The sequence below is a fragment of the Lysobacter sp. Root76 genome (assembly GCF_001428685.1).
Taxonomy (GTDB): domain Bacteria; phylum Pseudomonadota; class Gammaproteobacteria; order Xanthomonadales; family Xanthomonadaceae; genus Lysobacter.
Genome location: NZ_LMIK01000005.1, coordinates 948,035 through 972,026, shown reverse-complemented (window position 1 = coordinate 972,026; position 23,992 = coordinate 948,035). Strand labels below are relative to the sequence as shown.

Below are 23,992 nucleotides of genomic sequence, written 5' to 3'. Positions count from 1 at the left end.
TAGGCTTGTACGGAAGCGAGGAACGCCAGCGCCCGGAGTCGATCATTTGTGCCGCCGGAACCCGTATTTCGGCCCGTCCGGGTAAAAACGCATGCTCACATTGCCATAGTCGGCAACCGGTCGGCCATCGCGCAGCGCCGGCACGAAGGTCACCTGCCTGGCGAACGCCAGCGCGGGCGCGTGGAATACCGGGTCGTTGCTGCAGATCACCATCGCGTCGCGAGTGCGGCCCTTGGCGTCGATGATGACCTTGACCACCACCTCGCCGACCTTGTCGCCGGCGGCGACTGGGTAGACCGCCTCGGGGCGGTTGTTGGGCTCCGGCGCGCGGCTGCCGTCTTGGGTATAGGCGGCCTGCGATCGGTCGCGATCCGCCTCCGACAACCAGGCCACGCGGTTGCGCGCATGGAAATCCGAGATCTCGCGCCAGGTAGTCCGGTACGGCCCCACCCCCGCCGACATCTCGCACATCGGGACGTAGTAGGTCTCGGTCATGCCGATACTTTCGCGCAAGGCGGGCGACAGCGGCGGCGGCGCGGGCGCGTTGATCTCGACGACCGTCGCCTGGGCGGCTTCGGCCGGCGTCAGCGTCTTGTACTCGATCGCCGGCGGCGGGTCGTTTCCGGCCGGCGGAGCCGCGGCCGCCTGCGCGCTCAGGCACGCAAGCACACCGATGGCCGCCAGCCGTAAACCGGCCTTAGCCATACACCGGGAACTGGGCGCACTGCTTGGTCACGTTCTCGCGCACGCCGGCGATGACCTTGTCGTCGTTCGGGTGATCGAGCACGTCGCAGATCCACTCGGCCAGGGCCACGCAGTCGGCTTCCTTGTAGCCGCGGGTGGTGACGGCCGGGGTGCCGATGCGCAGGCCCGAGGTCACGAACGGCTTCTGCGGGTCGTTCGGCACCGCGTTCTTGTTGACCGTGATGTGGGCCTTGCCCAGCGCTTCCTCGGCGGCCTTGCCGGTGATGCCCTTGCCGATCATGTCGACCAGCATCAGGTGGTTCTGGGTACCGCCGGAGACGATCTTGTAGCCGCGCGCGACGATAGTCTTGGCCATGGCCTGGGCGTTCTTGACCACCTGGGCCTGGTAGTCCTTGAACTCCGGCTCCAGCGCTTCCTTGAACGCGACCGCCTTGGCCGCGATCACGTGCATCAGCGGACCGCCCTGGATGCCCGGGAAGACGATGCTCTGCAGCTTCTTGACCAGGTCCTCGGACGCGTCCTTGGCGACGATGATGCCGCCGCGCGGGCCGCGCAGGGTCTTGTGGGTGGTCGAGGTGACCACGTGCGCGTGCGGGACCGGGTTCGGGTAGACGCCGGCGGCGATCAGGCCGGCGACGTGGGCCATGTCCACGAACAGGTAGGCGCCGATCTTGTCGGCGATGGCGCGGAAGCGCGCCCAGTCGACCACCTGCGAATACGCGGAGAAGCCGGCCACGACCATCTTCGGCTTGTGCTCCAGGGCCAGGCGCTCGACTTCGTCGTAATCGATCAGGCCCTGGTCGTCGACGCCGTACTGGATGGCGTTGAGCAGCTTGCCGGAGATGTTGACCTTGGCGCCGTGGGTGAGGTGGCCGCCGTGGGCCAGGCTCATGCCCAGGATGGTGTCGCCCGGGTTGAGCAGGGCGAAGTACACCGCCTGGTTGGCCTGCGAGCCCGAATGCGGCTGGACGTTGGCGTAGTCGGCGCCGAACAGCTGCTTGACCCGGTCGATCGCCAGCTGCTCGGCGATGTCGACGTACTCGCAGCCGCCGTAATAGCGCTTGCCCGGGTAACCCTCGGCGTACTTGTTGGTCAGTACGCTGCCCTGGGCTTCGAGCACGCGCGGGCTGGCGTAGTTTTCCGAGGCGATCAGTTCGACGTGGTCTTCCTGGCGGCGCGCTTCGGCGGCGATGGCCTGGGCGAGCTCGTCGTCGAATCCGGCAATACGGGTCTGGCTGGGGAACATTCGCGGCCTCGGAGGGAAAAACGGACGGGGGGAGGGAGAGCGGCGCGTCGGGCCTGAGCCGGCGTTAACCTTCGAGCAGGCTTGACGGAAGACCTGAAATGTTAGCCTAGGGGCGTATGGCGGCCAACCGCCCTGTTGGGCTCGCAGCCCCCCGGGACGCCCGAAAGCGCTCCCGCACCCCACCCCACCGCTTTGCTGGATGTCCCGACCGTGAAATGGGTCTTCGTCTTCCTGTTCCTGGCCAGCGCCGTGTACGTGCATCTGCGCGGCAAGGTACGCCACCGTCTGGGGCGGCAGCTGCTGGACCATTCGACCTTCATGGCGCCGATCAACGTGCTGATGTACGCCTGTTCGCGGGTGCCGACCAGCCCCTTCATCGAGCCCGACCGCCATTTCCCCGAGCTCGAGCCCCTGCGCGCGCGCTGGCGCGAGATCCGCGAGGAAGCGCTGCACCTGCGCGAGTTGCAGCACATCAAGGCCGCCGACGGCTACAACGACGTCGGCTTCAACTCGTTCTTCCGGCGCGGCTGGAAGCGCTTCTACCTGAAGTGGTACGACGAGGCACACCCCTCGGCCGCCGAGCTGTGCCCGCGCACCACCGAGCTGCTGCGGCAGATCCCGGCGGTCAAGGCCGCGATGTTCGCCGAGCTGCCGCCCGGCGGCGAGCTGCGCCCGCACCGCGACCCGTTCGCGGGCTCGCTGCGCCTGCACCTGGGCCTGGACACGCCCAACGACGACGCCTGCTTCATCGACGTCGACGGCCAGCGCTACAGCTGGCGCGACGGCGAGTGGACCATGTTCGACGAGACCTACATCCACTGGGCCCAGAACGGCTCGCAAGCCAACCGCATCATCCTGTTCTGCGATATCGAGCGGCCGATGCGCTTCGCCTGGGCGCGCGCCATCAACCGCTTCGTGGCCAAGCATTTCATCGCCGCCGGCGCCTCGCCGAACATGGAAGGCGACAAGACCGGCGGCATCAACCGCCTGTTCAAGTACTTCTACGCCCTGCGCCTGAAGGCCAAGGGCCTGCGCGAGCGCAACAAGACCCTGTACTACGCGCTCAAGTACGCCCTGGTGCTGGCCGCGATCGGCTTCGTGATCTGGCTGTAGGCCCCACCGACACCCCTGTGGGAGCGGCGTGAGCCGCGATCGGGTCCGACCGACCCAGCCCTAGCCAGCGCCGCCCATGGTGCCCACTGCCTCCCCAGGGAGCGGCCTGCGCGGGTATCGGGAGCGGCGCGAATCGCGGCTCACGCCGCTCCCACAGAAGGCGGCTTGCGTCGCCTCGGACCCGACCGGATGAACGCCGGCGGCCTCCGCGCTGGAACCCCGCCCGCGCCTGCGGGATAATTGCCGCTTCCCGCCCCGCCCCCTCCGGCCATCCCCGGCCTGGCTAGGCGCGCCCATGCTTCGGAGTCCGCATGCAATACATCTACACCATGAACGGCGTCAGCAAGACCGTGCCGCCGAAGCGTCAGATCATCAAGGACATCTCGCTGTCGTTCTTCCCGGGCGCCAAGATCGGCCTGCTCGGCCTGAACGGCGCCGGCAAGTCGACGGTGCTGAAGATCATGGCCGGCGTCGACCAGGACTTCACCGGCGAAGCGCGCCCGGCCAACGGCATCAAGGTCGGCTACCTGGCCCAGGAACCGCAGCTGGACCCGGCCCATACCGTGCGTCAGGCCGTGGAAGTCGGCCTGGGCGAGATCATCAACGCGCAGGCCGCACTGGACGCGGTCTACGCCGCCTACGCCGAGGAAGGCGCCGACTTCGACAAGCTCGCCGCCGAACAGCAGCGCCTCGAGTCGATCCTCGCCGCCGGCGATGCGCACACGCTGGAGAACCAGCTCGAAGTCGCCGCCGATGCGCTGCGCCTGCCGCCGTGGGAAGCCGTCGTCGGCAACCTCTCCGGCGGCGAGAAGCGCCGCGTCGCGCTGTGCCAGCTGCTGCTGCAGAAGCCCGACATGCTGCTGCTCGACGAACCGACCAACCACCTCGACGCCGAATCGGTCGAATGGCTGGAGCAGTTCCTCGCCCGCTACACCGGCACCGTGGTGGCCGTCACCCACGATCGCTACTTCCTCGACAACGCCGCCGAGTGGATCCTCGAGCTCGACCGGGGCCGCGGCATTCCGTGGAAGGGCAACTACACCGACTGGCTGGTGCAGAAGGACGAGCGCCTGAAGCAGGAAGAGAACCAGGAAAAGTCGCGCCAGAAGGCGATCCAGAAGGAACTCGAATGGGCGCGCAGCAACGCCAAGGGCGGCCGCAGCAAGGGCAAGGCGCGTCTTGCGCGCATCGATGAGCTGCAGTCGGTCGATTACCAGAAGCGCCAGGAAACCAACGAGATCTTCATTCCGCCGGGCGAGCGCCTGGGCAACAAGGTCATCGAGTTCAAGAACGTCACCAAGAAGTTCGGCGACCGCCTGCTGATCGAGGACCTGAGCTTCAGCGTTCCGCCGGGCGCGATCGTCGGCATCATCGGCCCCAACGGCGCCGGCAAGTCGACCCTGTTCAAGATGATCATCGGCAAGGAACTGCCGGACTCGGGCACCATCGAGACCGGCCCGACCGTCAAGCTGGCCTACGTCGACCAGAGCCGCGAGGCCCTGACCGGCAACCACAATGTGTTCCAGGAAGTCTCCGGCGGTCTCGACATCCTCAACATCAACGGCATCGAGATCCAGTCGCGCGCCTACATCGGCCGCTTCAACTTCAAGGGCCAGGACCAGCAGAAGATGGTCGGCTCGCTGTCGGGCGGCGAACGCGGCCGTCTGCACATGGCCAAGACCCTGCTGCAGGGCGGCAACGTACTGCTGCTCGACGAACCGTCCAACGACCTCGACATCGAAACCCTGCGCGCGCTCGAAGACGCTCTGCTCGAATTCCCGGGCAACACCTTCGTGATCTCGCACGACCGCTGGTTCCTGGACCGCATCGCCACCCACATCCTGGCCTTCGAAGGCGACTCGCACGTCGAGTTCTTCCAGGGCAACTACCGCGAGTACGAGGAAGACAAGAAGCGCCGCATGGGCGAGGAAGGCGCCAAGCCGCATCGCCTGCGCTTCAAGGCGCTCAAGTAAGCCGCAGCACCCGGCGCCCACCCGAAACGGTGGGCGTCTTCGCAAAGACCGACAGGACACCCCCATGAGCTTCATGCAGGCGCTGCGCACCCGCTGGACCCAGTCCGACTCCCTGGTCTGCGTGGGACTGGACCCGGAACCGGCCAAATTCCCGGCAGCGTTCGCCGCCGATCCCGACGCAGTGTTCTCGTTCTGCCGCGACATCGCCGACGCCACCGCGCAGTACGCCTGCGCGTTCAAGCCGCAGATCGCGCACTTCGCCGCGCTCGGGGCCGAGGACGCGCTGGCGCGGCTGATCGCGCACATCCACGCCGTGCACCCGGGCGTGCCGGTGATCCTGGACAGCAAGCGCGGCGACATCGGCAGCACCGCCCAGCACTACGCCAGCGAAGCCTTCGATCGCTACGGCGCCGACGCGGTCACCGCCAACCCCTACCTCGGCCGCGATTCGGTGCAGCCCTTCCTCGACCGCGCCGAACGCGGCGTGATCGTGCTCTGCCGCACCTCCAACCCGGGCGCCGGCGACCTGCAGGACCTCGTCGTCGACGGCCGTCCGCTGTACCAGCACGTCGCCCACAAGGTCGCGCACGAGTGGAACGCGCACGGTAACTGCGCGCTGGTGGTCGGCGCGACCTGGCCGGAACAGCTGCGCGAAGTGCGCGCGATCGTCGGCGAGGTGCCGTTCCTGGTGCCCGGTGTCGGCGCCCAGGGCGGCGATGTCGAAGCGGTGGTCAGGAACGCCAAGACCGCCGACGGCACCGGCCTGATGGTGAGTTCCTCGCGCGCGATCCTGTACGCGTCCGGCGGCGCCGATTACGCCGAGGCCGCGGCGCAGGCCGCGAAGTCGCTGCGCGACGAGATCAACCGCCACCGTTGAAGCGGTGCGCCGGCCTCGTCCGGCGCAAGCCACGCGGCAGGCGGGCCATCGCGTTTCGTCATGAGCGGCGCGGCGCGTTCGCGCTAGGCTTGCCGGCATGGACCACCCCGCCGATGCCGCTCGTCGCCGCCTGCTCGCCGCCGCCCCGTTCGCGCTCGCCGCAGGCGCCTGGCCCGTCGCTCCCGCGCTGGCCGCTTCCATCGCCCGCAAACGCACGCGCCTGATCCTGCTCGGCACCGCCGGCGGACCGACGCCCAAAGCGCTGCGCGCCGCGCCCGCCAACGCGGTCGTGATCGACGATGCGGTCTACGTGATCGACTGCGGCAACGGCGTGGCCCGGCAGCTGGCCTTGGCCGGGCTGTCGCTGGGCGCGATCCGCGACGTCTTCATCACCCACCACCATTCCGATCACAACGCCGACTACGGCAACCTGCTGTGGCTGGCCTGGGCCGCCGACCTGCGCCGTCCGGTCGATGCCTGGGGGCCGCCGCCGCTCAAGCGCATGACCCGGCAGTTCCTGCAGCTCAACGACAGCGACATCCGCACCCGCATCGCCGACGAAGGCCGGCCGCCGCTGGCGCCGCTGATCCGCGCGCACGAGCTCAAGCGCGGCGGCGTGGTGATGCAGGACGAACGGGTGAAAGTGACCGCCGCGCTGGTCGAGCATCCGCCGGTCGCGCCGGCGTTCGCCTACCGCTTCGACGGCCCGGACCGCTCCATCGTGTTTTCCGGCGACACCCGCCCCAGCGCGGCCCTGGTCGAGCTGGCGCGCGGCGCCGACGTGCTGGTGCACGAGGTCATGTATCTGCCGGCGCTGGAGAAGCTGATCGCCAGCGAGCCCAACGCGCAGCGCCTGCGCCAGCATTTGCTCGACAGCCACACCACCACCGAACAAGTCGGGCGGCTGGCCAGCGAGGCCGGCGTGAAGACTCTGGTGCTGAGCCACTTCGTGCCGGGCGGCGATGCCTCGCTGACCGATCAGGTCTGGCGCGACGCGGTGTCGCCCCACTTCCAGGGCGAGCTGGTGATCGGCCGGGATTTGCTCGAACTCTGAGCGGCCGCGACCGCCGCGCTCAGCGCAGCCAGGCGCGCGCGGCCGCGATCGGAAACCGCAGCCAGATCGCGGCGAACACGCCGAGGCGGGTCCACACGCCGCGGCGGCCGGCTTCGAACTTGCTGAAGTAGCGCCACAGGCCGCGGTGCTTGTGCCACTCCACGAACAGCGGCCGCGAGCGGCTGGAAACGCCGCGCACGTGCAGCACGCGCACGCGGTTGGCGACCGCGACCACGGCGCCGGCTTCGCGCGCGCGCCGGCACAGGTCCAGGTCCTCGGCATGCAGGCGATAGCCGGGGTCGAAACCGCCGATGCGCGCGAACAGCGCGCGCGGCATCAGCATCAGGGCGCCGGATACGGCCTGCACGCGTTGCAGCGGCTGGCTGTCGTCGGCGGCGAGATTGAGCGCGGCGCGCGGCGCGCGGCGCGCGGCCCAGCGCGCCGGCCAGCATGCCGGCGAAATCGGGATCGTTGCGCCGCGCCGCGCCGTCGCGCACGCCGTCGTCGTCGACCAGGTCCGCGCCCAGCAGCGCATCGCCGAGCGGCGCCGCCAGCGCGCGCAGGCGCGCGAGCGCGTCGGCTTCGAGCAGGCAGTCGGGATTCACGAACGCCAGCCACGCTGCCGGCGCATCGCCCAGATCGTCCACGCCCTGATTGCAGCCCACGCCGAAGCCGGGATTGTCCGGGTTGTCGATGAAACGCACGCGCGCGTCGCCGGCCGCGTGGCGCTGGACGATTTCCAGGGTGCCGTCGCTGGAATGGTTGTCGACCACGCGGATCGCGCTCACGCCCTGCGCGGCGCGCAGGCGGCTGAGGCAGTCGTCGATGGTCGCCGCGCTTTGGTAGCTCACGACGATCGCGGCGATGCCGTCGTCGCTCGCGCGCGGTTGGGAGTCAGGTGAAGAGGTCACGTTGCGGATCCGGTGGGCCGACGCCGTCGAGCAGGCCGGTCAGTCGTTCGCGCGATCCGTGCAGCGGATCGCTCATCAAGAATCCCGCCAGGCGCGCGTGCCAGTCCGGCCAGCGCACCGCGAGGTGGTCCATGTCGCCGTCGTAAGGGCCGCCCTCGCCGCGGCGGGCGACGAAGGCGGTATCGCACAAGGCATTACGCCAGCCCAGCCCGGACAGGCGCAGCGACAGATCGATCAGCGCCGCGTACCAGGAGCCGTAGCTGGCGCCGTCCAGGCCGCCCGCGCGCTTGCGCGCGCTGCCGCGCAGGGCGACGGCATGGCCGATCGCGGCCGGCAGTTCGGGATACAGCGCGGGCATGCCGGCCGCGGCGCGCGACAGGCGTTCGAGGTCGGCGGGCACCGCGGCGATCTCGCCGATGCGCGGCCAGGACGCGGCCTCGCCGGCGTTGCTCCACGGGGTCGCGGTCGCGATCGCGCCGTCGCTGGCCAGGCAGCCGCTCAAGCGCGTCAGCCAACCCGGCGCGGGGATCGCGTCGGGCGCCAGCACCGCGACGTCGGCGTCGCCGCAGGCGGCCAGCACCTCGCTGACGTGGGCGGCCTCGCCGATCGGGCGCTGGCGGCGGGTGCAGTCGGCCTTGAGCGGGGTGCGCGCCATCCAGCGTTCGATGATGGCGTAGCCGCGCGGCCCGGCCTGGGCGTCGTCGGCCAGCCAGACGCGGGTGCCCGGCGGCGTGCACGCGTCCAGCGCGGCCAGGCAGGCGTCCAGCGCGTCGTCGTCGACGCCGACCGGGACCACGACGATGGGCAGTTCGGGCGGCATGCGCAGACGATCCGCGATCGCTCGCGGATCCGTCAAGCCGGGGCCTGCGCGGTCACTTGTTGCGGCGCGGCTTGTTCTGCAGCGGCTCCAGGGCGCGGAAGCGACGGCCGTACTCGTCGGTCAGGTCGCGCGCTTCCTGCGGATTGCGCACGATGGTCGGCGTCAGCAGGATGATGGTCTCTTCGCGCGCGTTGTTCGAGTTCTGACGCCCGAACAGGCCGCCGATCACCGGAATCCGGCTCAAGCCGGGGAAGCCGGACGAGCCGCGGGTGACGCCGTCGCTGATCAGGCCCGCCATCAGCACCGTGTCGCCGCTTTGAATCGCGGCTTCGGTCTTGAGCTTGCGGGTGTCGATGCGGACGTTGCCGTTGCGGTCGGCCTGGCCGGTCGGGCTGCTGACCTCCTGGACGATGTCCAGGAACACCATGCCGTCCTTGCTGACGCGCGGACGCACCTTGAGGATGATGCCGGTGTCCAGGTACTGCACCTGGCTGTAGGTGTTGTCGTTGTTGGAGCCTGGGTTGACCGTGACCGAGGCGATCGGGATGCGGCTGCCGACGTTGAGGGTGGCCTCGGCGTTGTTGCGCACCAGGACCGACGGCGATTGCAGCAGCTGTACGTCGGTGACCGCGTCCAGGGCGCTGATCACCGCGGCGGCGTTGCGGCCGAGGAAAGTCCAGCCCAGACCGCCGGTGCCGGACGCGGTATCCACCGGCTTGATGCTGCCGGCCAGGGTGCTCCAGGTGGTGCGGCCGACCGCGTCGGGCAGGCCGTTGTCGGTGACCGCGCGCTCGAAGAACCAGTTCACGCCGTAGGACAGGTCGCCCTTGAGCTGCACGGTCGCGACCTGGGCCTCGATGTGCACCTGCATCGGCATGACGTCGAGCTTGTCGATCACGTCGCGGATCGAACGCCAGGCGCCGGGGCTGCTGCGTACCAGCAGCGAGTTGGTTTCCTCGACCGCGGCCACGCCCACGCGGGCGCCGTCGATTTCCAGGGTCACGGCACCGTTGCCGCTCTGGCGCGAGCCCAGCGACATCTCGCCGCCGCTACCGCCGGTGCCGCCGGTACCGCTGTCCTTGCCGCCGATGTTGGCGGTGGAGCCGTTGGCGCCGTCCTGCAGCTCGACCGGTTCCAGCCCGGGCATCAACGAGGGCGCGCCGGCGCCGGAATCGCCACCGCCGCCGCGGCCGCCGCCGAACACTTCCGACAGGCGCTGGGCCAGTTCCTTGGCCTTGATGTACTTGAGTTCGTAGGTGAACAGCTGCATCTCGCCGCCGGCGCCGTCGATGCGCTCCAGCCACTGCTGGATGTCGTCGAGGTAGTCGGGCTGGGTGCTGATCACCAGCACCGCGTTGGCGCCTTCCAGCGGCATGAAGCGGAACATGCCGGCGACCGGCGACTTGCTCTGCTCGCCGAACACCTTCTCCAGGTCGGCCACGACCTTGGCGGCCTTGCCCGACTGCAGCGGGAACACGCCCACCGACATGCCCGACAACCAGTCGACGTCGAAGATCTCGATCGTGCGCAGGTAGTTCTCCAGCTCGGCGCGGCTGCCGCCGATGCTGATCACGTTGCGCGCGCCGTCGACGTTGACGATCGCGTTCGGGCGCGCGTACGGCTTGAGGATCTTCTCCATCTCGGTGGCCGAGATGTAGCGCAGCGGCACGGTGCGTACTTCGAAACCGCGCGCGGTCGAGGCCGAGCCGGTGCGCGGCGCGACGTTGCCGGCCAGGGCCTGGTCGGCGGGCACGATGTTGTAGCGGCCGCCGCTGTAGACCAGGCGCGCGTTGTTCCAGCCCAGCACCATTTCCAGCAGGTTCATCGCCGCGGCCGGGCTGACCGGCTTGGGCGTGGACAGGGTCACGGTGCCCTGCACGCCCGGCGCGATCACGTAGTTCTGGCCGAGCATGTCGCCGAGGATGGCCTTGACCACCGCGTGCAGCGATTCGCCTTCGAAGTTGAAGGTCGCCGAGCCGCTGGTGGCGCCGATGCCGGGCGGCGCTTCGGCGGCGGCACTGCGGTTGATGACCTGGCCGCTGCCGCGACGGATCTGCGGCCGCGGCCCCCGGCTCTTGTCGTCCAGCGGCTGCGATGAGACCTGGTCGGCGGCGGCGGTGCCGGCGGTACCGGCCTTGCCGCGCAGCGCCGCCGGATCGGCGTCGCGGCGTATGTCGGCGACCGGCGCGCTGGCGCAGGCCGCCAGCAGGCTGGCGATGGTGAGGCCGACGAGGGCACGGGACGCGGTTGGGTTGTGACGTAGCTTCATGCGTTCACTCTCACGGCGTCTTGGCCGGGGGTTGCTGGGCTTGCTGTTGCCGCAATTGGGCGCGACGCGCCTCGATCCTTTTGCGGATGGCTTCCATCTGTGCCTGCTCGGTCATCGGTTCGGTGCCGGAGGTATTCGGGTTGGTGCTCGTGGCCGGTTTGGGCGGGCCGGGATTGAGCTGCTGCGGCATCGGCGCGGCGGCGTTGCGGCCCGGCGGCTGCGGCTGCGGTTGCGGCTGCACCTGCGGCGGTTGCGGCGCGCGCGCCCCGGGCGAGGCCGCACCAGGGACTGGCGGCGGCACGGCGATCGCGGTCGGCGCTTGTCCGCCCTGGCCGTCGTACACGCGCAGGTCCATCTCGCGCCGGCCTTCGGGGCCTTCGAACACGGCCTTGCGCGGCTCCAGCGCGATCAGGCGCCAGGCCGGATGCGATTCGGGCACGTCGCCGAGCTTGACCCGTACCGACTCGCTGCCGTCGGCCGGCTGCAGGATCGCCATCTTCAGGTCCGGCGTGATCAGCACGCTGCTCAGCACGTAATCGAAGGTGTTGGCCTGCGCGGCCTCGTCGCCCTTGCCCTGGACGAAGAAGGCGCGCGGGCGGCGGTCGTCCATCAACAGCGGACGCGCGCCGATCTCGGCGTACTGGGTCAGCGGCCCGACCCGTGGCTTGGCCGGCGCGCGCGATTGCGGCAAGGCCGCGACCAGGCTGGCGTCGTCGTCCAGCAGTTGCGCATTGCGGCCCATGCCGGCCAGGGCCAGCAGCCAGACCAGTACGGCCCAGCCGGCGACGGTGGCGAGCAGCCAGGTGCGGGGGCTGGCGGCATCAAGACGCATCGACGGCCCCCGGGACGTTGGCGGCCTTGGGTGCGGCGGGCGCGGCGGGACTGGGACGCAGGTAACCGTAGAGGTCGAAGCTCACGTCGATGCCGCCGTCGGACGAAGGCCGGCCGGTGCCGGGCACGAAGTAGCCGCGCGCCGACAGCAGATTGAGGTTGCCGACGAACAGCCGCGGCGATCCGCTTTCCAGCGAATGCAGCACGGCCGCGGTCTCGCTGGTGCCGCAACGCAGGCGCACCTGCACCACCACGCGCGTGTAGCGGTCGCGGCGCGAGTTGTCGGCCAGCGGCGAGCGGTTGTCGATGCGGCAGCTGCGGTTGCCCGGGCTGGCCTGGGCGACCACGTTTTCCAGACGCTGCACCAGCGCGGCGCTGGCGAGTTCGGCGCTGGCCTCGGGCAGGAACCCCGGCTGGCCGGCCTGTTGCCGGCGCACCTGCTGCAGGCGTTGCTGCACCTGCGGCGCCTGCTGCAGTTGCATGCGCTGGCGCAGTTCCCGTTCCTTGAGGCTGTCGAGGCGTTCGTTGGCCTCGATCATCGGCACGGTCCACCACGGATGCACCAGCACCGCGTAGGCCAGCGCCAGCGCGGCCAGCAGCAGGCCCAGCGCGACCCAGCGGTCGCGTTCGATGCCGCCTATTTTGAGGTCATTGGCCACGGGCGGCCTCCGCTCGCGGCGGACCGATCTCGGCGGTCAGGGTGAAACGGTCGCGGCCGCTGGTCGGATCGGGCTGGACCGCGCCGGTCAGCGCCGGCGAGCGCCACAGCGGCGTGCCCTGCAGGCGCGCGATCAGCGACGAAGCCTCGCGGCTGAGGCCGATCAGCAGCAGGCTGTTGTCCTCGATCGCGAGTTTTTCCAGATAGGTGCTGTCGGGCAGGCGCTTGCTGAGTTCGTCGATGAGCTCGACCGTGCTCGGGCGCTCGGCGGCGGTGCGGTCGAGGAAGGCCTGGCCTTCGATCAAGCCGATCAGTTCCTGACGCTGCGCGGCGGCGTCGCGCGCGGCGGCGGCATGGCTGGCGATGGTCTGCTCCAGGGTGTCGGCGGCGCTGCGGCGATTGGCCAGCAGCTGCCACAGGGTCGCGGCGATCGCGATCAACGCGACCGCGACCAGCACCAGGTTCCACAGCCGGAACGGATCGCTGTGACTGCGCCGCTGCGAGGGCGGCAGCAGATTCACCGACAGCGGCGCGCCGTCGGCGCCGGCGACGTCTACGCCGGCCAGGCTTTCGGCGAGCGGACCGATCGCGGCCAGTTGCGGGTTCAGGGCCTGACGCGGCACCGCGACCAGTTCGGCGTCGAGCTGGCCGTCGCCGTCGCGGCGCGCGAGCACGCGCGCATCGAACGCGACCGCGTCGGCGGTGAACGGGGTCTGGCGGTCGATTTCGAAACCCACCACATCGCGCAGGCGTTCGGCCGCGGCGGCGGGCAGGGTCAGACGGCGGCGCAGGCTGCTCGCCGCCGGCAGCAGCAGCCAGCGCGGCAGATCGGCCAGGCCGGACGGCAGCAGCGGCGCCAGCGGATCGTTGCTGCGTGCGCCGACGGCGTGCGGCGCGGTCAGCGCGCCGAGGTCGGCCATGGCGAAGTCGGCCAGGCCGGGCAATACACCCAGTTCGCGCAGTTCGGCGCCGCGCTGCAAACGCAGCGACAGCGATTCGCCCTGCACCTGCAGCAGCAGACGGCCGCGGTCCATGCCCAGCGCCTGGCGCGCGCGCAGCGGCAGCCAGGCGGCGAGGTTGCGTCCCCACCACGACAGGAAACCGCCCGCGCCGGGCATCAAACGGCCGCCCAGGCGTCGCAACGGATTGTCCGTCTGCCAGCTTCCAGGCCGGCTTTCGACTTGCGAGTTCATCGTGGCGAAGCTCCCTCCTCCCAACGCAACGGCGTATAGGCCATGCCTGGCACGGCACCGCCTCCCGCGCGCACGACTGCTCGCAATACCGACTCGCGGCCATCGGAGAGCCGCGCGCGGCTGTCGATACTATAGGTGCCACTGCCTTCGCCGACGAGCCCGGGCAATTGCCCGGGCACGCCCCCACCCGGCATCGGTGTGCCATCTGGGTTACGGCGGCCACGCTGCGCGATCACATCGGCACCATTCAGACCCATCGCATCCAATACCGGTGCCGCAGCGAACGCGGGATCGGGCTGGGAACGGCCGCTGTAGACCGTCAGGTAGGGCTCCAGCTTGGCGTACAGCGCCGGAGTGAAGCCCAGCACCTGTTCCAGTTCGGCCACGCTTTCGAATTCGGCGTCCTTGGCCCCGTAGGGCAGGCCCGCGGAGGCGTAATCGGGGTCTTCGGCGCCGCCGGAGACCTGGGTCAGCGGATCGGGATCGCGCCAATCGGCGATCGCCGAAGCCAGCCGCGCCGCGTCGGCCTGCTGTTCGATGCCGCCGGCGCCCTGTATCAACGCGGTCAACAGCGCCGGATCGGCCTGGTTGAGATCGATCTTGCCGTTCTCGTCGATCAGCTTCACTTCGACCTCGGCACCGGCATAGGCCCAGCGATACGGCGTGCCGTCGGGGCGCCATTGCAGGCGCGGATCGCTCTGGGCGACGCGAGTCAGTGCATATTCCATGCCAGCGCGCGCAGCGTTTTGCGCAACCATGCCACGCACCAACAGCCGGCCCTGCAGGTTCTCGACCCGCGCCATCAGCGCGAAGCTGCCGATCAGCGCGGTCAGCATCGCGATCAGCCACATCACCAGCAGCAGCGCGGCACCGCGCTGGCGCAGGAACGCGGGCGTGCGCGGCGCGCTCATATCTGCCCCGGCACGATGCCGCGCGCGGCGCTGGCGGCCAGCGGCAGCGACACCACCAGCGGCGGCCAGTCGTGGCCGTCGGCATCGGTGAACGTGACCTCGACCATCAGCGGCAATTGCTCGACCGCCTGCCAACGCTCCTGCCATTCGCCGAGCTTGCCGGTCTCGTCCAGCGCGCGGTAACGGAAGCGCGCCGACTTCAGCCCTTCCACCAGCAACTCAGGCGGACGCTCCTGTTCTTCCTCGACGGTCTGGCCGGCGAGCACCATCGACAGCGACAGCATGATGCGCGTCCGGTCGCCGTCGCTTTCGATCGCGAAATCGTGCAGATACGGGCCGCCGCGGCCGAGATAGTCCGGCAGGTCGGCGACGAAACGCATGCGGTCGGGATCGCCGATGAAACGCTGCGGCAGCGCGCTGGCCTGGTCGAAACCGAACGGCACCGGCCGGGTCGCGGTCAGGCGCTTGCGCATGAAACCTTCGACCGCGCGCTGGCGTTCGCTGCGTTGGGCCATGGCTTCGCCGCGGGTCGCGGTCTGGGTCGCGGCCGACAGGGTCGCGAAGGCCAGCGCCAGGCCCGCGGCCAGCAGCACGGTCGCGAGCAGGATCTCGATCAGGGTGAAACCGGCGACGGCCTGCCGGCGCGGCAAGGAACGCGGCGCGCGGATCATGGCAGCGCCGCCTCGGCGCCGGGCAGCGCGCTGCGCAGGCTGCGCAACTGGAAGCGCTGCGCGGGACCGCCGTCGCCCCACTCCACCGCCAGGGTCAACTCGAACAACTGCGGGCCGTTCACGTCCACCGGCTGCGCCGCCGCGGCCACGGCGCGGTCGCGCCAGGGCGCGACGCCCAGGGTCCAGCGGTAGCGGCCTTCCTCGAAATCGCCGCTTTGCTGACCCGGCGTCAGCGGCGCGGCCACGCCGACCTGGTCCAGCAGCGATTGCGCATGCAGCGCCGCGCGCCCGGCGTCGCCGGACCAGCGCACCTGCCGGGCCGCGCCGGTCAGCGTGCCCAGCAACAGCGTCATCGCCAGCGCCAGCAGCGCGAACGCGATGATGACTTCGATCAAGGTGTAGCCGCGCGCCGCGCGCGGCGCGCTCCAGCCGGACCGACGCAGCGGCGCGGCGCTCATGGGCGTGCCTCGGTGCGCTTGAGCCGCACTTCGCCGGTGAGCCAGGTCACATCGACGTTCCAGGCGGCGCGTTTGGCGCTGATCTGGATGCGGCCGCCGGTGGAAGCGCCGTCGTTGAAGAACGCGATCGCGCCCTCGCCATCGCGCGGCTGCACCTGGCGCGCGCCGAGGAAGGACACTTTCAGGGATTTCGGAATCTCGCCGGAGCGCCCGTTCGGCGCCGTCCAGGTATGCGCGCCCGGGTCGATGGTGAAGGTCTGCTTGTTGCCGGTCGCAATCGCCTGGGTGCGGGTGTAGCGCAACTGCGCGGCGATCTCCTTGGCATTGCTGCGCAACTGCATGCCGGCGATGCCGCCGGTGAACGCGAACGCCGCCAACAGGCCGATGGCGGCGATCAGCGCGATCACCAGCAGCATTTCCAGCAGGCTGAAACCGCGCGCCGCGCGTGCCGGCGCCGCGGCCGCCCGCGCCGCGGCAGGGCCCCGGTCTCGCCTCGCGGGAGCGGAAGGGCGATGCCGCAACAGCTTCATCGGCGGCTTACTCGAACTTGATGTCGCCGTCGACGCTGGTGCCGCCGGGCTTGCCGTCCTTGCCCAGGATCACCACGTCGAAGTCGCGGCCTTCGCCCGGCGAACGGTATTCGATCGGATGGCCCCAGGGGTCCTTGAGGTCGCTTTCCTTGACGTAGGGGCCGAGCCAGCCGCTGGCGTCGGACGGCGCCTTGACCAGTTCCTCCAGCGATCCGGGGAGGCGGCCGGTGTCCATCTGGAAGGACTCGACCTTGCCGGCCAGGGTCTGGACCTGGGTCTTGGCGAGCTTGAACTTGGCATTGTCGTTGGCGCCGAACACCTTGGCTCCGACCACCGTCATCACCGCGCCGATCAGCACGATCACGATGATGATTTCGATCAGGCTCATGCCGCGCTGCAGGGCGGCGGACGGGCGACGCAGGGAACGGGGGTTTCGCATTTCGTTCATCCGTAGGTGGTTGGGTACACAGAAGAGGCGGTCCCGCTGCCCCCGGGCTCCGATTCGACCGCCGCTCGCCGGAACGATTCCGGTGCGGCGAGGTCCAGCTCGATTCTGTGCCGCGATCCCGGCGCCGGAACAGCCGCGCGGGAAGCGGTACAGCTTGCGTTCAAAACGGCGGAATCGCGCCGATCCGGACCGCTAGGCGCGAGCCTGAACGGGGCAATCCGTCGCAGTTCCGCGGCCCCGCGTTCAGCCGATCGCATTGGTCAGATCGTACAGCGGGGTCAGCACCGCCAGCACCACGGTGCCGACCACGCCGGCCAGGACCACCGTGATCACCGGCACCATCGCCGCCAGCATGCGGTCCAGGGCCAGGCTGGTTTCGTGCTCGAAGGTCTCGGCGGTCTTGACCAGCATGGTGTCGAGCGCGCCGGATTCCTCGCCGACCTGGATCATCTGCAGGGCCAGGCGCGGGAAGCGCTTGCCCTTGCCCAGCGCGGTCGACAGGGCGACGCCGTTCTTGACCTCCTCGGCCGCGGCCTCGACATCGGCCGCGAGCACGCGGTTGTCCAGCACGTTGCGCCCGATCCCCAGCGCGGTCATCAGCGGCACGCCGTTGCGCACCAGGGTGCCGAGCGTGCGCGCCAGGCGCGCGGTTTCGATCTTGGCGACCAGGGCGCCGGCGAACTTTCGCTTCAGCAGCCAGCCGTCCAGCGCCTCGCGGAACACCGGATCGCGGCGCTTGCGGTCGAACCACCACACGCCCAGCGCCGGCGTGGCGATCAGCAGCACCCACCAATCGCGCACGAACAGACCGATGCTGAGCACGATCTTGGTGAAGAACGGCAGCGGCGCGTCCAGGCTTTCGTACATGGCCGCGAACTGCGGCACCACGTAGCCGAGCAGGAACAGCAGACTCGCGCCGACCATCACCACCAGGATCGCGGGATAGATCAACGCGTTGATGACGCGGCCCTGCAAGGCGCGGCTGCGCTCCAGGTAGTCGGCCAGGCGCGACAGCGTCTCGTGCATGCTGCCGCCGGCCTCGCCGGCACGGATCATGTTGATGTATAGCCGCGAAAACGTGCCGTGCTGGCGCTCCAGCGCCGCCGACAGCGAGGCGCCGCTGCGCACCGCGTCGCGCACATCGGTGATCGTGCGCTGGGCCGCCTCGTCCTCGGGCAGTTCCAGCAGGATCGTCAGCGCACGGTCCAGCGGCTGGCCGGCGCCGAGCAGGGTCGCCAACTGCTGGGTGAACTGGACCAGGCGCGCACCGGCGAAGGGCTTGGGCTTGAACAGCCCCTTCCACACCGACGCGCCGCCGGATTCGCTGGCGAGCTTGGCTTCGACCGGCAGATGGCCCTGCTCCTGCAGGCGCTGCACGACCTCGGCGTTGGTCGCCGCCTCCATCTGCCCGTCGAGCATTTCGCCGCGGGCGTTAAGGGCCTTGTAGTGGTACAGGGGCATCGGCGGCTCAGTCGCAGGCCATGCGCCCGGCCGGCACCACGCGCGGGTTGCCCAGCGCGAAGGCCCGGATCGGACGCGACCACATCTCGAAACTGGAAATGCCCGGCGTCACCGCACAGGAACTGGTGTACTCGAAGCGCTCGCCATCGGACGACACGTACAGATCGAACTTGAGCGCGACCGCGAGATCGTGGCGGATCGTCAGCATGGTCTCGCCGCCGTCGGCGCTGCCGCTGGCGGTGACGTTGGCCTGGGCGGCGTCGCTCACCACCGTGCTCGTGGCCTGGCCGTCGGCGAGTTCGACCTTCAGCGCCAGCGGCGGCTGGCCCTTACCGATCGCGAAGCCGGCCGGCAGCGCGGCCTTGTCCAGCGATTTCGCCGCGGGCTTGCCCGCCGCCTGGGCGGCGCCGGCCAAGGCCAGCGCGGCGGCCAGCAGACACACGCCCGATATCCTTACCGTTGCGATCTTCATACGCTCTGCCTCTGTGGATGTTGCGCGCGGCCGCGATGCGGTCACGCGTCCTCGGTGACGCGCAGCACTTCCTCGATCGTGGTGTAACCGGCCAGCGCCTTGGCGATGCCGTCCTCGTACATGGTGCGCATGCCGGCCTCGCGCGCGAGCTGCTCGATCTCGCCCATGCCGGCGTGACGCATCACCGCGCGCCGCAGCTCGTCGTTCATGACCAGAAATTCCATGATCGTGGTGCGGCCGTGGTAGCCGGTCGGCGCCAGCGCCGAACCGCGCGGGTGGTACAGGAAGATCTCGCCCTGCGGCTGGTACTTGCGCAGATCGAACTTGTCGATTTCCTCCGGCGAGGCCGGGTACTTCTCGGCGTGGGTCGGCTCCAGCCGGCGCACCAGGCGCTGGGCCAGGATGCCGTTGATGGTCGAGGTCAGCAGATAGTCCTCGACGCCCATGTCGAGCAGGCGGGTGATGCCGCCGGCGGCGTTGTTGGTGTGCAGCGTGCTCAGCACCAGGTGACCGGTCAGCGCGGACTGGATCGCGATGCGCGCGGTTTCCAGATCGCGCATTTCGCCGATCATGATGATGTCCGGATCCTGTCGCACGATCGAGCGCAGCGCGTGGGCGAAATCCAGGCCGATCTGCGGCTTGGCCTGGATCTGGTTGATGCCCTCGATCTGATATTCGACCGGGTCTTCGACGGTGATGATCTTGACGTCGCTGGTGTTGAGCTTGCTCAGCGCGGTGTACAGCGTGGTGGTCTTGCCCGAGCCGGTCGGGCCGGTCACCAGCAAGATGCCATGCGGCTGGTCCAGCACTTTCTGGAACTGCGGCAGGAAGTTGTCGGTGAAGCCCAGCTTGTGGAAATCGAACACCACCGTCTCGCGGTCCAGCAGTCGCATCACCACCGACTCGCCGTGCGCGGTCGGCACCGTGCTCACGCGCAGGTCCAGCTCCTTGCCCTGCACGCGCAGCATGATGCGGCCGTCCTGCGGCAGGCGGCGCTCGGCGATGTTGAGCTTGGCCATGATCTTGATGCGGCTGATCACCGCCGCGGTCAGGTTGGCCGGCGGGCTCTCGCCCTCGGCCAGCACGCCGTCGACGCGATAGCGCACCTTCAGGCGGTTCTCGAACGGCTCGATATGGATGTCGGAGGCGCGCAGCTCGACCGCGCGCTGGATCACCAGGTTCACCAGCCGGATCACCGGCGCCTCGGAGGCGAGGTCGCGCAGATGCTCGACATCGTCCAGATCGCCGCTGCCCTCGCCTTCGGCGGTCTCGACGATCGCGCCCATCGCGCTGCGGCCCTGGCCGTGCCAGCGCTCGATCAGGTCGCCGATCTCCGAGCGCAGCGCCACGTACGGGCGGACATCGCGCTGGGTGGCCAGGCGCAGCGCGTCCAGGGTGTAGACGTCCTGCGGGTCGGCCATCAGCACTTCGACCGCCTGCTCGGTCTCGCGGACCGGGCAAACCGCGAATTGCTTCATGAATTTGGGTGTCAGGGCGACACCTTCCGGAGGTAATTCCGGTGCGTCCTTGACGCTGACCAGGGGCAGGTCCAGCACCGCGGCCACGGTTTCGGCGTGGTCGCGCTCCGATACCAGGCCCAGCCGGGCCAGCAGCGCCAGCAGGCTGCCGCCGGTTTCCTCCTGCAGGCGGCGCGCGCGCGCCAGGTCCGGCTCCTTGAGCCGGCCCTTGGCCAGCAGGGCCTCGACGATGGCCGCGTCGACGGCGGCCTGCGGGCCTCCGGCCCCGGCCTCGGCGGTGGCCGGCCCGGGTTCCGGATCCCCGGGCGATCCCATATTGGTGGCTACTGCGTTCACGTCACCCTCCTGCGCGTGAACCCGGACTTTAGCAGTTTCGTTTGCTCGCTCGACGTCAGCGGCCCCAACTTAACGGCATTTACCCAGTCTTAAGTCTTAAGCGCGCCAGCCCAGGCTCTACCTCGTGTCACTCCTGCGCCTGCCCGAAGATCACGGAATGGATCACCGCCTGGGGCGTCGGATACTTCTCCGCAGTAAGGAGCGCATTGCCGGTCGCCGCATTCGCCGCCATCGACAATCCGATAGGAGTACCTAGGGCGCGACTGACCGCAGCGCCGGTTGCCAGCCGTCCCATGATCCGAGACTCCAAACGGACGCGCTGGGAAGGGCTTGAATGCTTAAACGCATTCCACGCGACATCCTTCACTAATCCAGGATTCTTTGCCGCGAATTCGAGAGTCGCCGCCACATTCGAGGCAGCAATAGCCGAATCCTTTTGCGCTTCGCCCCCCAACAATCCAGCCTGTGCGAGTACGTTCTTGTAGTACCCATACAGGCCGACGACGTAGCTTCTCCCACCCTCGGCAAGGCCGACAGGATTCGCCACAGCACCCTTTACCACCTCAGCCGCAAGATTGCTCTGCTGTTTGGCCGCAAACCTCTGTTCAACAACCTCAGCCCCCGAAGCCAGCGATGACCCCAGCGTGGGATGCGCGCTCATGGACGTCCAGTCGGTGCGCTCCTCCGCGTCACGGCCATCCGGATCGACGAACGAATACGGATTGTTGTGCACATAAGCGTAACGGTTGAATAGCTCGGGACCGTTCTCATACGCCGTAACCGGATCTACGCTCAGGAATCTGCCTAGGCTTTGGTCGTAGTACCGCTGCTGCATGTAGGTCAGCCCGGTAGCGCCATCCATCACATGGCCGGTGTAGCCCACGCCGTTGTAGTTCGGCTTGCCGATCGCCGCGCCGTAAGGCTCCCAATCGGTGCGATCGATCACCGCGCCAGAGGCATTCGTGACCGCGATCGGGCTGCCCAGCGCATCGGTGTGGTGGTACTTGAGCTGACCATTGCCCGCCGCCCGGTTCCATTCGATCGTCGCCAGCAGACTGCCGTTCAAATAGACGTGCGGCACGGTGAGTTCGGGATGGCTGTCGTTCTGCGCCTCGCCGGTGTGGTGGTCCTCGCTCATCAGCAGCTGGCCGTCGAGGCTGTAGAACGACCGCGAGTACGTGGTGTCAGGGCGCCCGGTCGTGGCTACGCGCCGGCCTTGGGCGTCGTACAGGTAGGCCTCCTTATCGACCACCGCGCGCAGACGGTTGCCGTAGTCGAACCGGTAGCCCTGACCGTTCTTGTTCTCCAGATTGCCCTGCGGGTCGTAGCTCAGGCCAACCACCGCTGCGCCCGCGGTATTGCGGATATTGGTCAGGCGATTGCGATCGTCGTAGTAATAGGTTGCGTAATCCTTGACGCCGCCCAGGCTCCAGCTCTTGAGATTGTCGAGCGGATCGTAGGTGAAGCGATGCCAGCAATCGCCCAGGAAGCTGCACGAACCCGCGGCGGTCAGACGGTCTCGATGGTCGTAGGTCATCCAGCGGCTGTAGGTGTCGCCGCGCACCCGGTCCAGGATGCCGTTGACGTTGCCGTTGGGGTCGTAGGTGTAGTCCAGCCGGGTCACGCCCGCATCGGCGCTGGAACTGGGCAGCTGACGAGCGTTCTGGGTCAGGGTGTGGACGACGCCGTTGCCGTAGGTGAACTGCTTGATCGCACCGTTGGGGTAATAGCTGATGCCGGTGGCGTGATTGCCCCAGTTCGAGCTGACTGCGACCGGCTGACCTAGCGCGTTATTGGCGTAATCAATCGGCTGGCCGTCGGGCGTGGTGTAGCGGCTGCGATTGCCGTAGGCGTCGTACGCATAGGCGATGAGGCCCGTGTATGCGCCCGGCTGGGCTTGCGTTTCGGCGCTCAACAGACGGCGTTTGTTGTAGGCATAGGTATTGACGACCACGCCCTGGTCCGGCCCATCGTTGCTGGTGCTTACCTCTTTCGCCAGGCCGTCGGGCGTGTAGATCCAGGTCTGGTTGCCGCGACCGTCGGGGAACGCAAGGGTGTGCAAACGATTGCGCTGGTCGTAGCCGCGATCGACGCGACGACCGGATGCATAGCCTTCGCTGGTATTGCAATTGTTCGGATCCGGCAGATCCAGGCCGGCGGCCGACCAGACCAGGTTGCCGGCTGCGTCGTAGCCCATCACGGTGGCGCCCGTTTCGGGTTCGATCACCTTGCACAGCTGCTGATACGTGTCGTACACGTAGCGACGCGCAACGCCGGTCGGTCCGGACGGCGGCTGAGTGACGGTGACCGTCACCGCCGCGGACGCGGTCTGACTGCCGCGACCGTCGGTCGCCACCGCGTGGACCGAGTGCGTTCCGACGCCCACGCCGGACCACTGGAACTCATAGGGTGCGACGGTGTCGCTGCTCACCACGACACTGTTGGCGACGAACTCGACCCGCGCGATGCCGTCGGGATCGCTCGCATTGGCCTTCAGCAGGAAGCTGCCGGGCAGGACCGACGTGGCGCCGTTGGCCGGAGCGGTCAGCACGACCGACGGCGGACCGTTGCCGATGATGTTCACCGCCGCCGAAGTGGTCTGCGCACCGCGCGTGTCGAAGGCGCGCGCGGTCACCGCGTGACTGCCTTCGAGCATGGTCCAATGCAGTTCGTAGGGCGCGCTGGTGTCCTCGCCCATCTTGATCCCGTCGACCAGGAACTCCACGCGCTGCACACCGTCGTCGGCGTCGCTGGCGTTCGCGGTGAGCGCGATGGCGCTGCCGGCCAGGAATACCTGGTTCTGCGCCGGTGCGGTCAGGGCCACCGAGGGCGCGGCATTATTGGTCGGCACCGCGCTTACATCGACCGTCGCCAGGGTCAGATCGCCGCTCTTCAGGTAGAAGCGCAGCCCTCGGCTGTCTATGCCGCCGGTGGCCGAGCCGTTCTGCCCACTGGCCCAGCGGGTCATGATGCTGCCGTCCGGCAGCGAGTACCAGACCTCGGCGTTGGCCGCGTTCGAGCTCCAGTTGATCGTGGTGTAGCAGGCGTTGCCGCCCCAAGGAATGGTGCAGGTCTGCGGCGACGCCGTGATCGAACCGCCGAGCACGTTGAAGGCGCGCCCGTTGCTCACCGGCGTTTCGAGCCAACGCCGGTCGCACATTTCGAAGTAGGCATCGATGAAATAGCGGCCGGGCGGCAGATTGCTGAGCGTGTCGCCGTTGTTGATCGAGGTATCCAACCCAGGACCGGTGACAAAGATGTTGATCGGGCCGCAGCCCGCCGTGGCGTTCAGCAACACCTTGACGTTGGCCGGAGCGGCGAAGTTCATCTCCGGCGCGGCGGGGTAGCTGAAACTCAGCGTCGGCCCCGCGGCGGCGACGGCCAGCCCCGGCAGCAACGTCGCCAGCAGCAGCCATAACCACATCGCCATCCGCAGCGGCACCTTCGACGCCCGCTCTCGGGGCGCCATCACATTGCGTGTCTTGCACATAAACCGACCTGTTGGCCGAACCCGGCCTGCTGTCCTATGCCGTTACCGCGCTCCGCGCTGAAGCGCGGGTTGCGGTCCCCTGAGCTA

Annotated in this window: 20 protein-coding genes and 1 pseudogene; 4 read left to right on the top strand and 17 right to left on the bottom strand. The window is 69.0% G+C overall.

Features of this window, described 5'->3' with window-relative positions:
• Nucleotides 1-42 precede the first annotated feature (42 nt).
• Nucleotides 43-705 (bottom strand): TonB family protein, encoded by a 663-nt coding sequence (locus tag ASE10_RS11715; protein ID WP_082559896.1) that lies wholly within the window; start codon nt 703-705, stop codon nt 43-45.
• A complete protein-coding gene (glyA, locus tag ASE10_RS11710) occupies nt 698-1,951 on the bottom strand; it encodes a serine hydroxymethyltransferase (RefSeq protein ID WP_055908671.1) in 1,254 nt (417 codons plus the stop codon). The genes ASE10_RS11715 and glyA overlap by 8 nt, the downstream gene beginning before the upstream one ends.
• Before the next feature lie 210 nt (nt 1,952-2,161).
• On the opposite strand from glyA, the gene lpxO reads away from it, so the two are divergent.
• From lpxO to ASE10_RS11690, 4 genes are all read left to right on the top strand, one after another.
• Nucleotides 2,162-3,064, top strand: a complete 903-nt coding sequence (lpxO, locus tag ASE10_RS11705) for a lipid A hydroxylase LpxO (RefSeq protein ID WP_056099823.1) — start codon at nt 2,162-2,164, stop codon at nt 3,062-3,064.
• A gap of 311 nt (nt 3,065-3,375) precedes the next feature.
• On the top strand, nt 3,376-5,037 hold the full coding sequence (gene ettA / locus ASE10_RS11700) for an energy-dependent translational throttle protein EttA (protein ID WP_055908674.1): 1,662 nt from the start codon (nt 3,376-3,378) through the stop codon (nt 5,035-5,037).
• 64 nt (nt 5,038-5,101) lie between these two features.
• Nucleotides 5,102-5,914 carry an orotidine-5'-phosphate decarboxylase gene (gene pyrF, locus ASE10_RS11695; protein WP_055908678.1) on the top strand — a complete coding sequence of 271 codons (813 nt, stop codon included), beginning with the start codon at nt 5,102-5,104 and terminating at the stop codon, nt 5,912-5,914.
• 97 nt (nt 5,915-6,011) lie between these two features.
• Nucleotides 6,012-6,968, top strand: a complete 957-nt coding sequence (locus ASE10_RS11690; RefSeq protein ID WP_055908681.1) for an MBL fold metallo-hydrolase — start codon at nt 6,012-6,014, stop codon at nt 6,966-6,968.
• 19 nt (nt 6,969-6,987) lie between these two features.
• Here ASE10_RS11690 and ASE10_RS20575 read toward each other — a convergent pair.
• The 15 genes and pseudogenes from ASE10_RS20575 to ASE10_RS11615 all read right to left on the bottom strand — a co-directional run bounded on the left by ASE10_RS20575 (nt 6,988) and on the right by ASE10_RS11615 (nt 23,905).
• A pseudogene (locus ASE10_RS20575) lies at nt 6,988-7,834 on the bottom strand (glycosyltransferase family 2 protein).
• Between the two features lie 28 nt (nt 7,835-7,862).
• Nucleotides 7,863-8,699, bottom strand: a complete 837-nt coding sequence (locus tag ASE10_RS11680; protein ID WP_055908689.1) for a glycosyltransferase family 2 protein — start codon at nt 8,697-8,699, stop codon at nt 7,863-7,865.
• Nucleotides 8,700-8,751: 52 nt separating this feature from the next.
• The gene (gene gspD, locus ASE10_RS11675; protein WP_055908693.1) at nt 8,752-10,968 is read right to left on the bottom strand and encodes a type II secretion system secretin GspD; all 2,217 of its coding nucleotides are present in this window, start codon (nt 10,966-10,968) and stop codon (nt 8,752-8,754) included.
• A 10-nt stretch (nt 10,969-10,978) separates the two neighbouring features.
• On the bottom strand, nt 10,979-11,800 hold the full coding sequence (locus ASE10_RS11670; RefSeq protein WP_056304941.1) for a hypothetical protein: 822 nt from the start codon (nt 11,798-11,800) through the stop codon (nt 10,979-10,981).
• Nucleotides 11,790-12,458 carry a type II secretion system protein GspM gene (gene gspM, locus ASE10_RS11665; RefSeq protein WP_235565899.1) on the bottom strand — a complete coding sequence of 223 codons (669 nt, stop codon included), beginning with the start codon at nt 12,456-12,458 and terminating at the stop codon, nt 11,790-11,792. Before gspM ends, ASE10_RS11670 begins: the two co-directional genes overlap by 11 nt.
• Nucleotides 12,448-13,575, bottom strand: coding sequence for a PilN domain-containing protein (locus tag ASE10_RS11660; protein ID WP_055909384.1), 1,128 nt, complete (start codon nt 13,573-13,575; stop codon nt 12,448-12,450). Before ASE10_RS11660 ends, gspM begins: the two co-directional genes overlap by 11 nt.
• 71 nt (nt 13,576-13,646) lie before the next feature.
• Nucleotides 13,647-14,561 carry a type II secretion system protein GspK gene (locus tag ASE10_RS11655; RefSeq protein ID WP_055908698.1) on the bottom strand — a complete coding sequence of 305 codons (915 nt, stop codon included), beginning with the start codon at nt 14,559-14,561 and terminating at the stop codon, nt 13,647-13,649.
• Entirely contained in the window at nt 14,558-15,232 is a 675-nt protein-coding gene (locus ASE10_RS11650) for a general secretion pathway protein GspJ (RefSeq protein ID WP_055908700.1), read from the bottom strand. The genes ASE10_RS11655 and ASE10_RS11650 overlap by 4 nt, the downstream gene beginning before the upstream one ends.
• The gene (locus ASE10_RS11645) at nt 15,229-15,690 is read right to left on the bottom strand and encodes a prepilin-type N-terminal cleavage/methylation domain-containing protein (protein ID WP_055908702.1); all 462 of its coding nucleotides are present in this window, start codon (nt 15,688-15,690) and stop codon (nt 15,229-15,231) included. The genes ASE10_RS11650 and ASE10_RS11645 overlap by 4 nt, the downstream gene beginning before the upstream one ends.
• Complete coding sequence (locus tag ASE10_RS11640; RefSeq protein ID WP_082559897.1) at nt 15,687-16,220, bottom strand: GspH/FimT family pseudopilin; 534 nt, start codon at nt 16,218-16,220, stop codon at nt 15,687-15,689. The genes ASE10_RS11645 and ASE10_RS11640 overlap by 4 nt, the downstream gene beginning before the upstream one ends.
• Nucleotides 16,221-16,227: 7 nt before the next feature.
• On the bottom strand, nt 16,228-16,659 hold the full coding sequence (gene gspG / locus ASE10_RS11635; RefSeq protein WP_055909387.1) for a type II secretion system major pseudopilin GspG: 432 nt from the start codon (nt 16,657-16,659) through the stop codon (nt 16,228-16,230).
• A gap of 252 nt (nt 16,660-16,911) precedes the next feature.
• Entirely contained in the window at nt 16,912-18,129 is a 1,218-nt protein-coding gene (locus tag ASE10_RS11630; RefSeq protein ID WP_055908708.1) for a type II secretion system F family protein, read from the bottom strand.
• A gap of 7 nt (nt 18,130-18,136) precedes the next feature.
• Nucleotides 18,137-18,601, bottom strand: a complete 465-nt coding sequence (locus ASE10_RS11625) for a hypothetical protein (protein ID WP_157480856.1) — start codon at nt 18,599-18,601, stop codon at nt 18,137-18,139.
• A 41-nt stretch (nt 18,602-18,642) separates the two neighbouring features.
• Nucleotides 18,643-20,415: a type II secretion system ATPase GspE gene (gene gspE, locus ASE10_RS11620; RefSeq protein WP_235565900.1), complete on the bottom strand. Its 1,773-nt coding sequence runs from the start codon at nt 20,413-20,415 to the stop codon at nt 18,643-18,645.
• Nucleotides 20,416-20,542: 127 nt separating this feature from the next.
• A complete protein-coding gene (locus ASE10_RS11615) occupies nt 20,543-23,905 on the bottom strand; it encodes an Ig-like domain-containing protein (RefSeq protein WP_082559899.1) in 3,363 nt (1,120 codons plus the stop codon).
• Nucleotides 23,906-23,992: the final 87 nt, after the last annotated feature.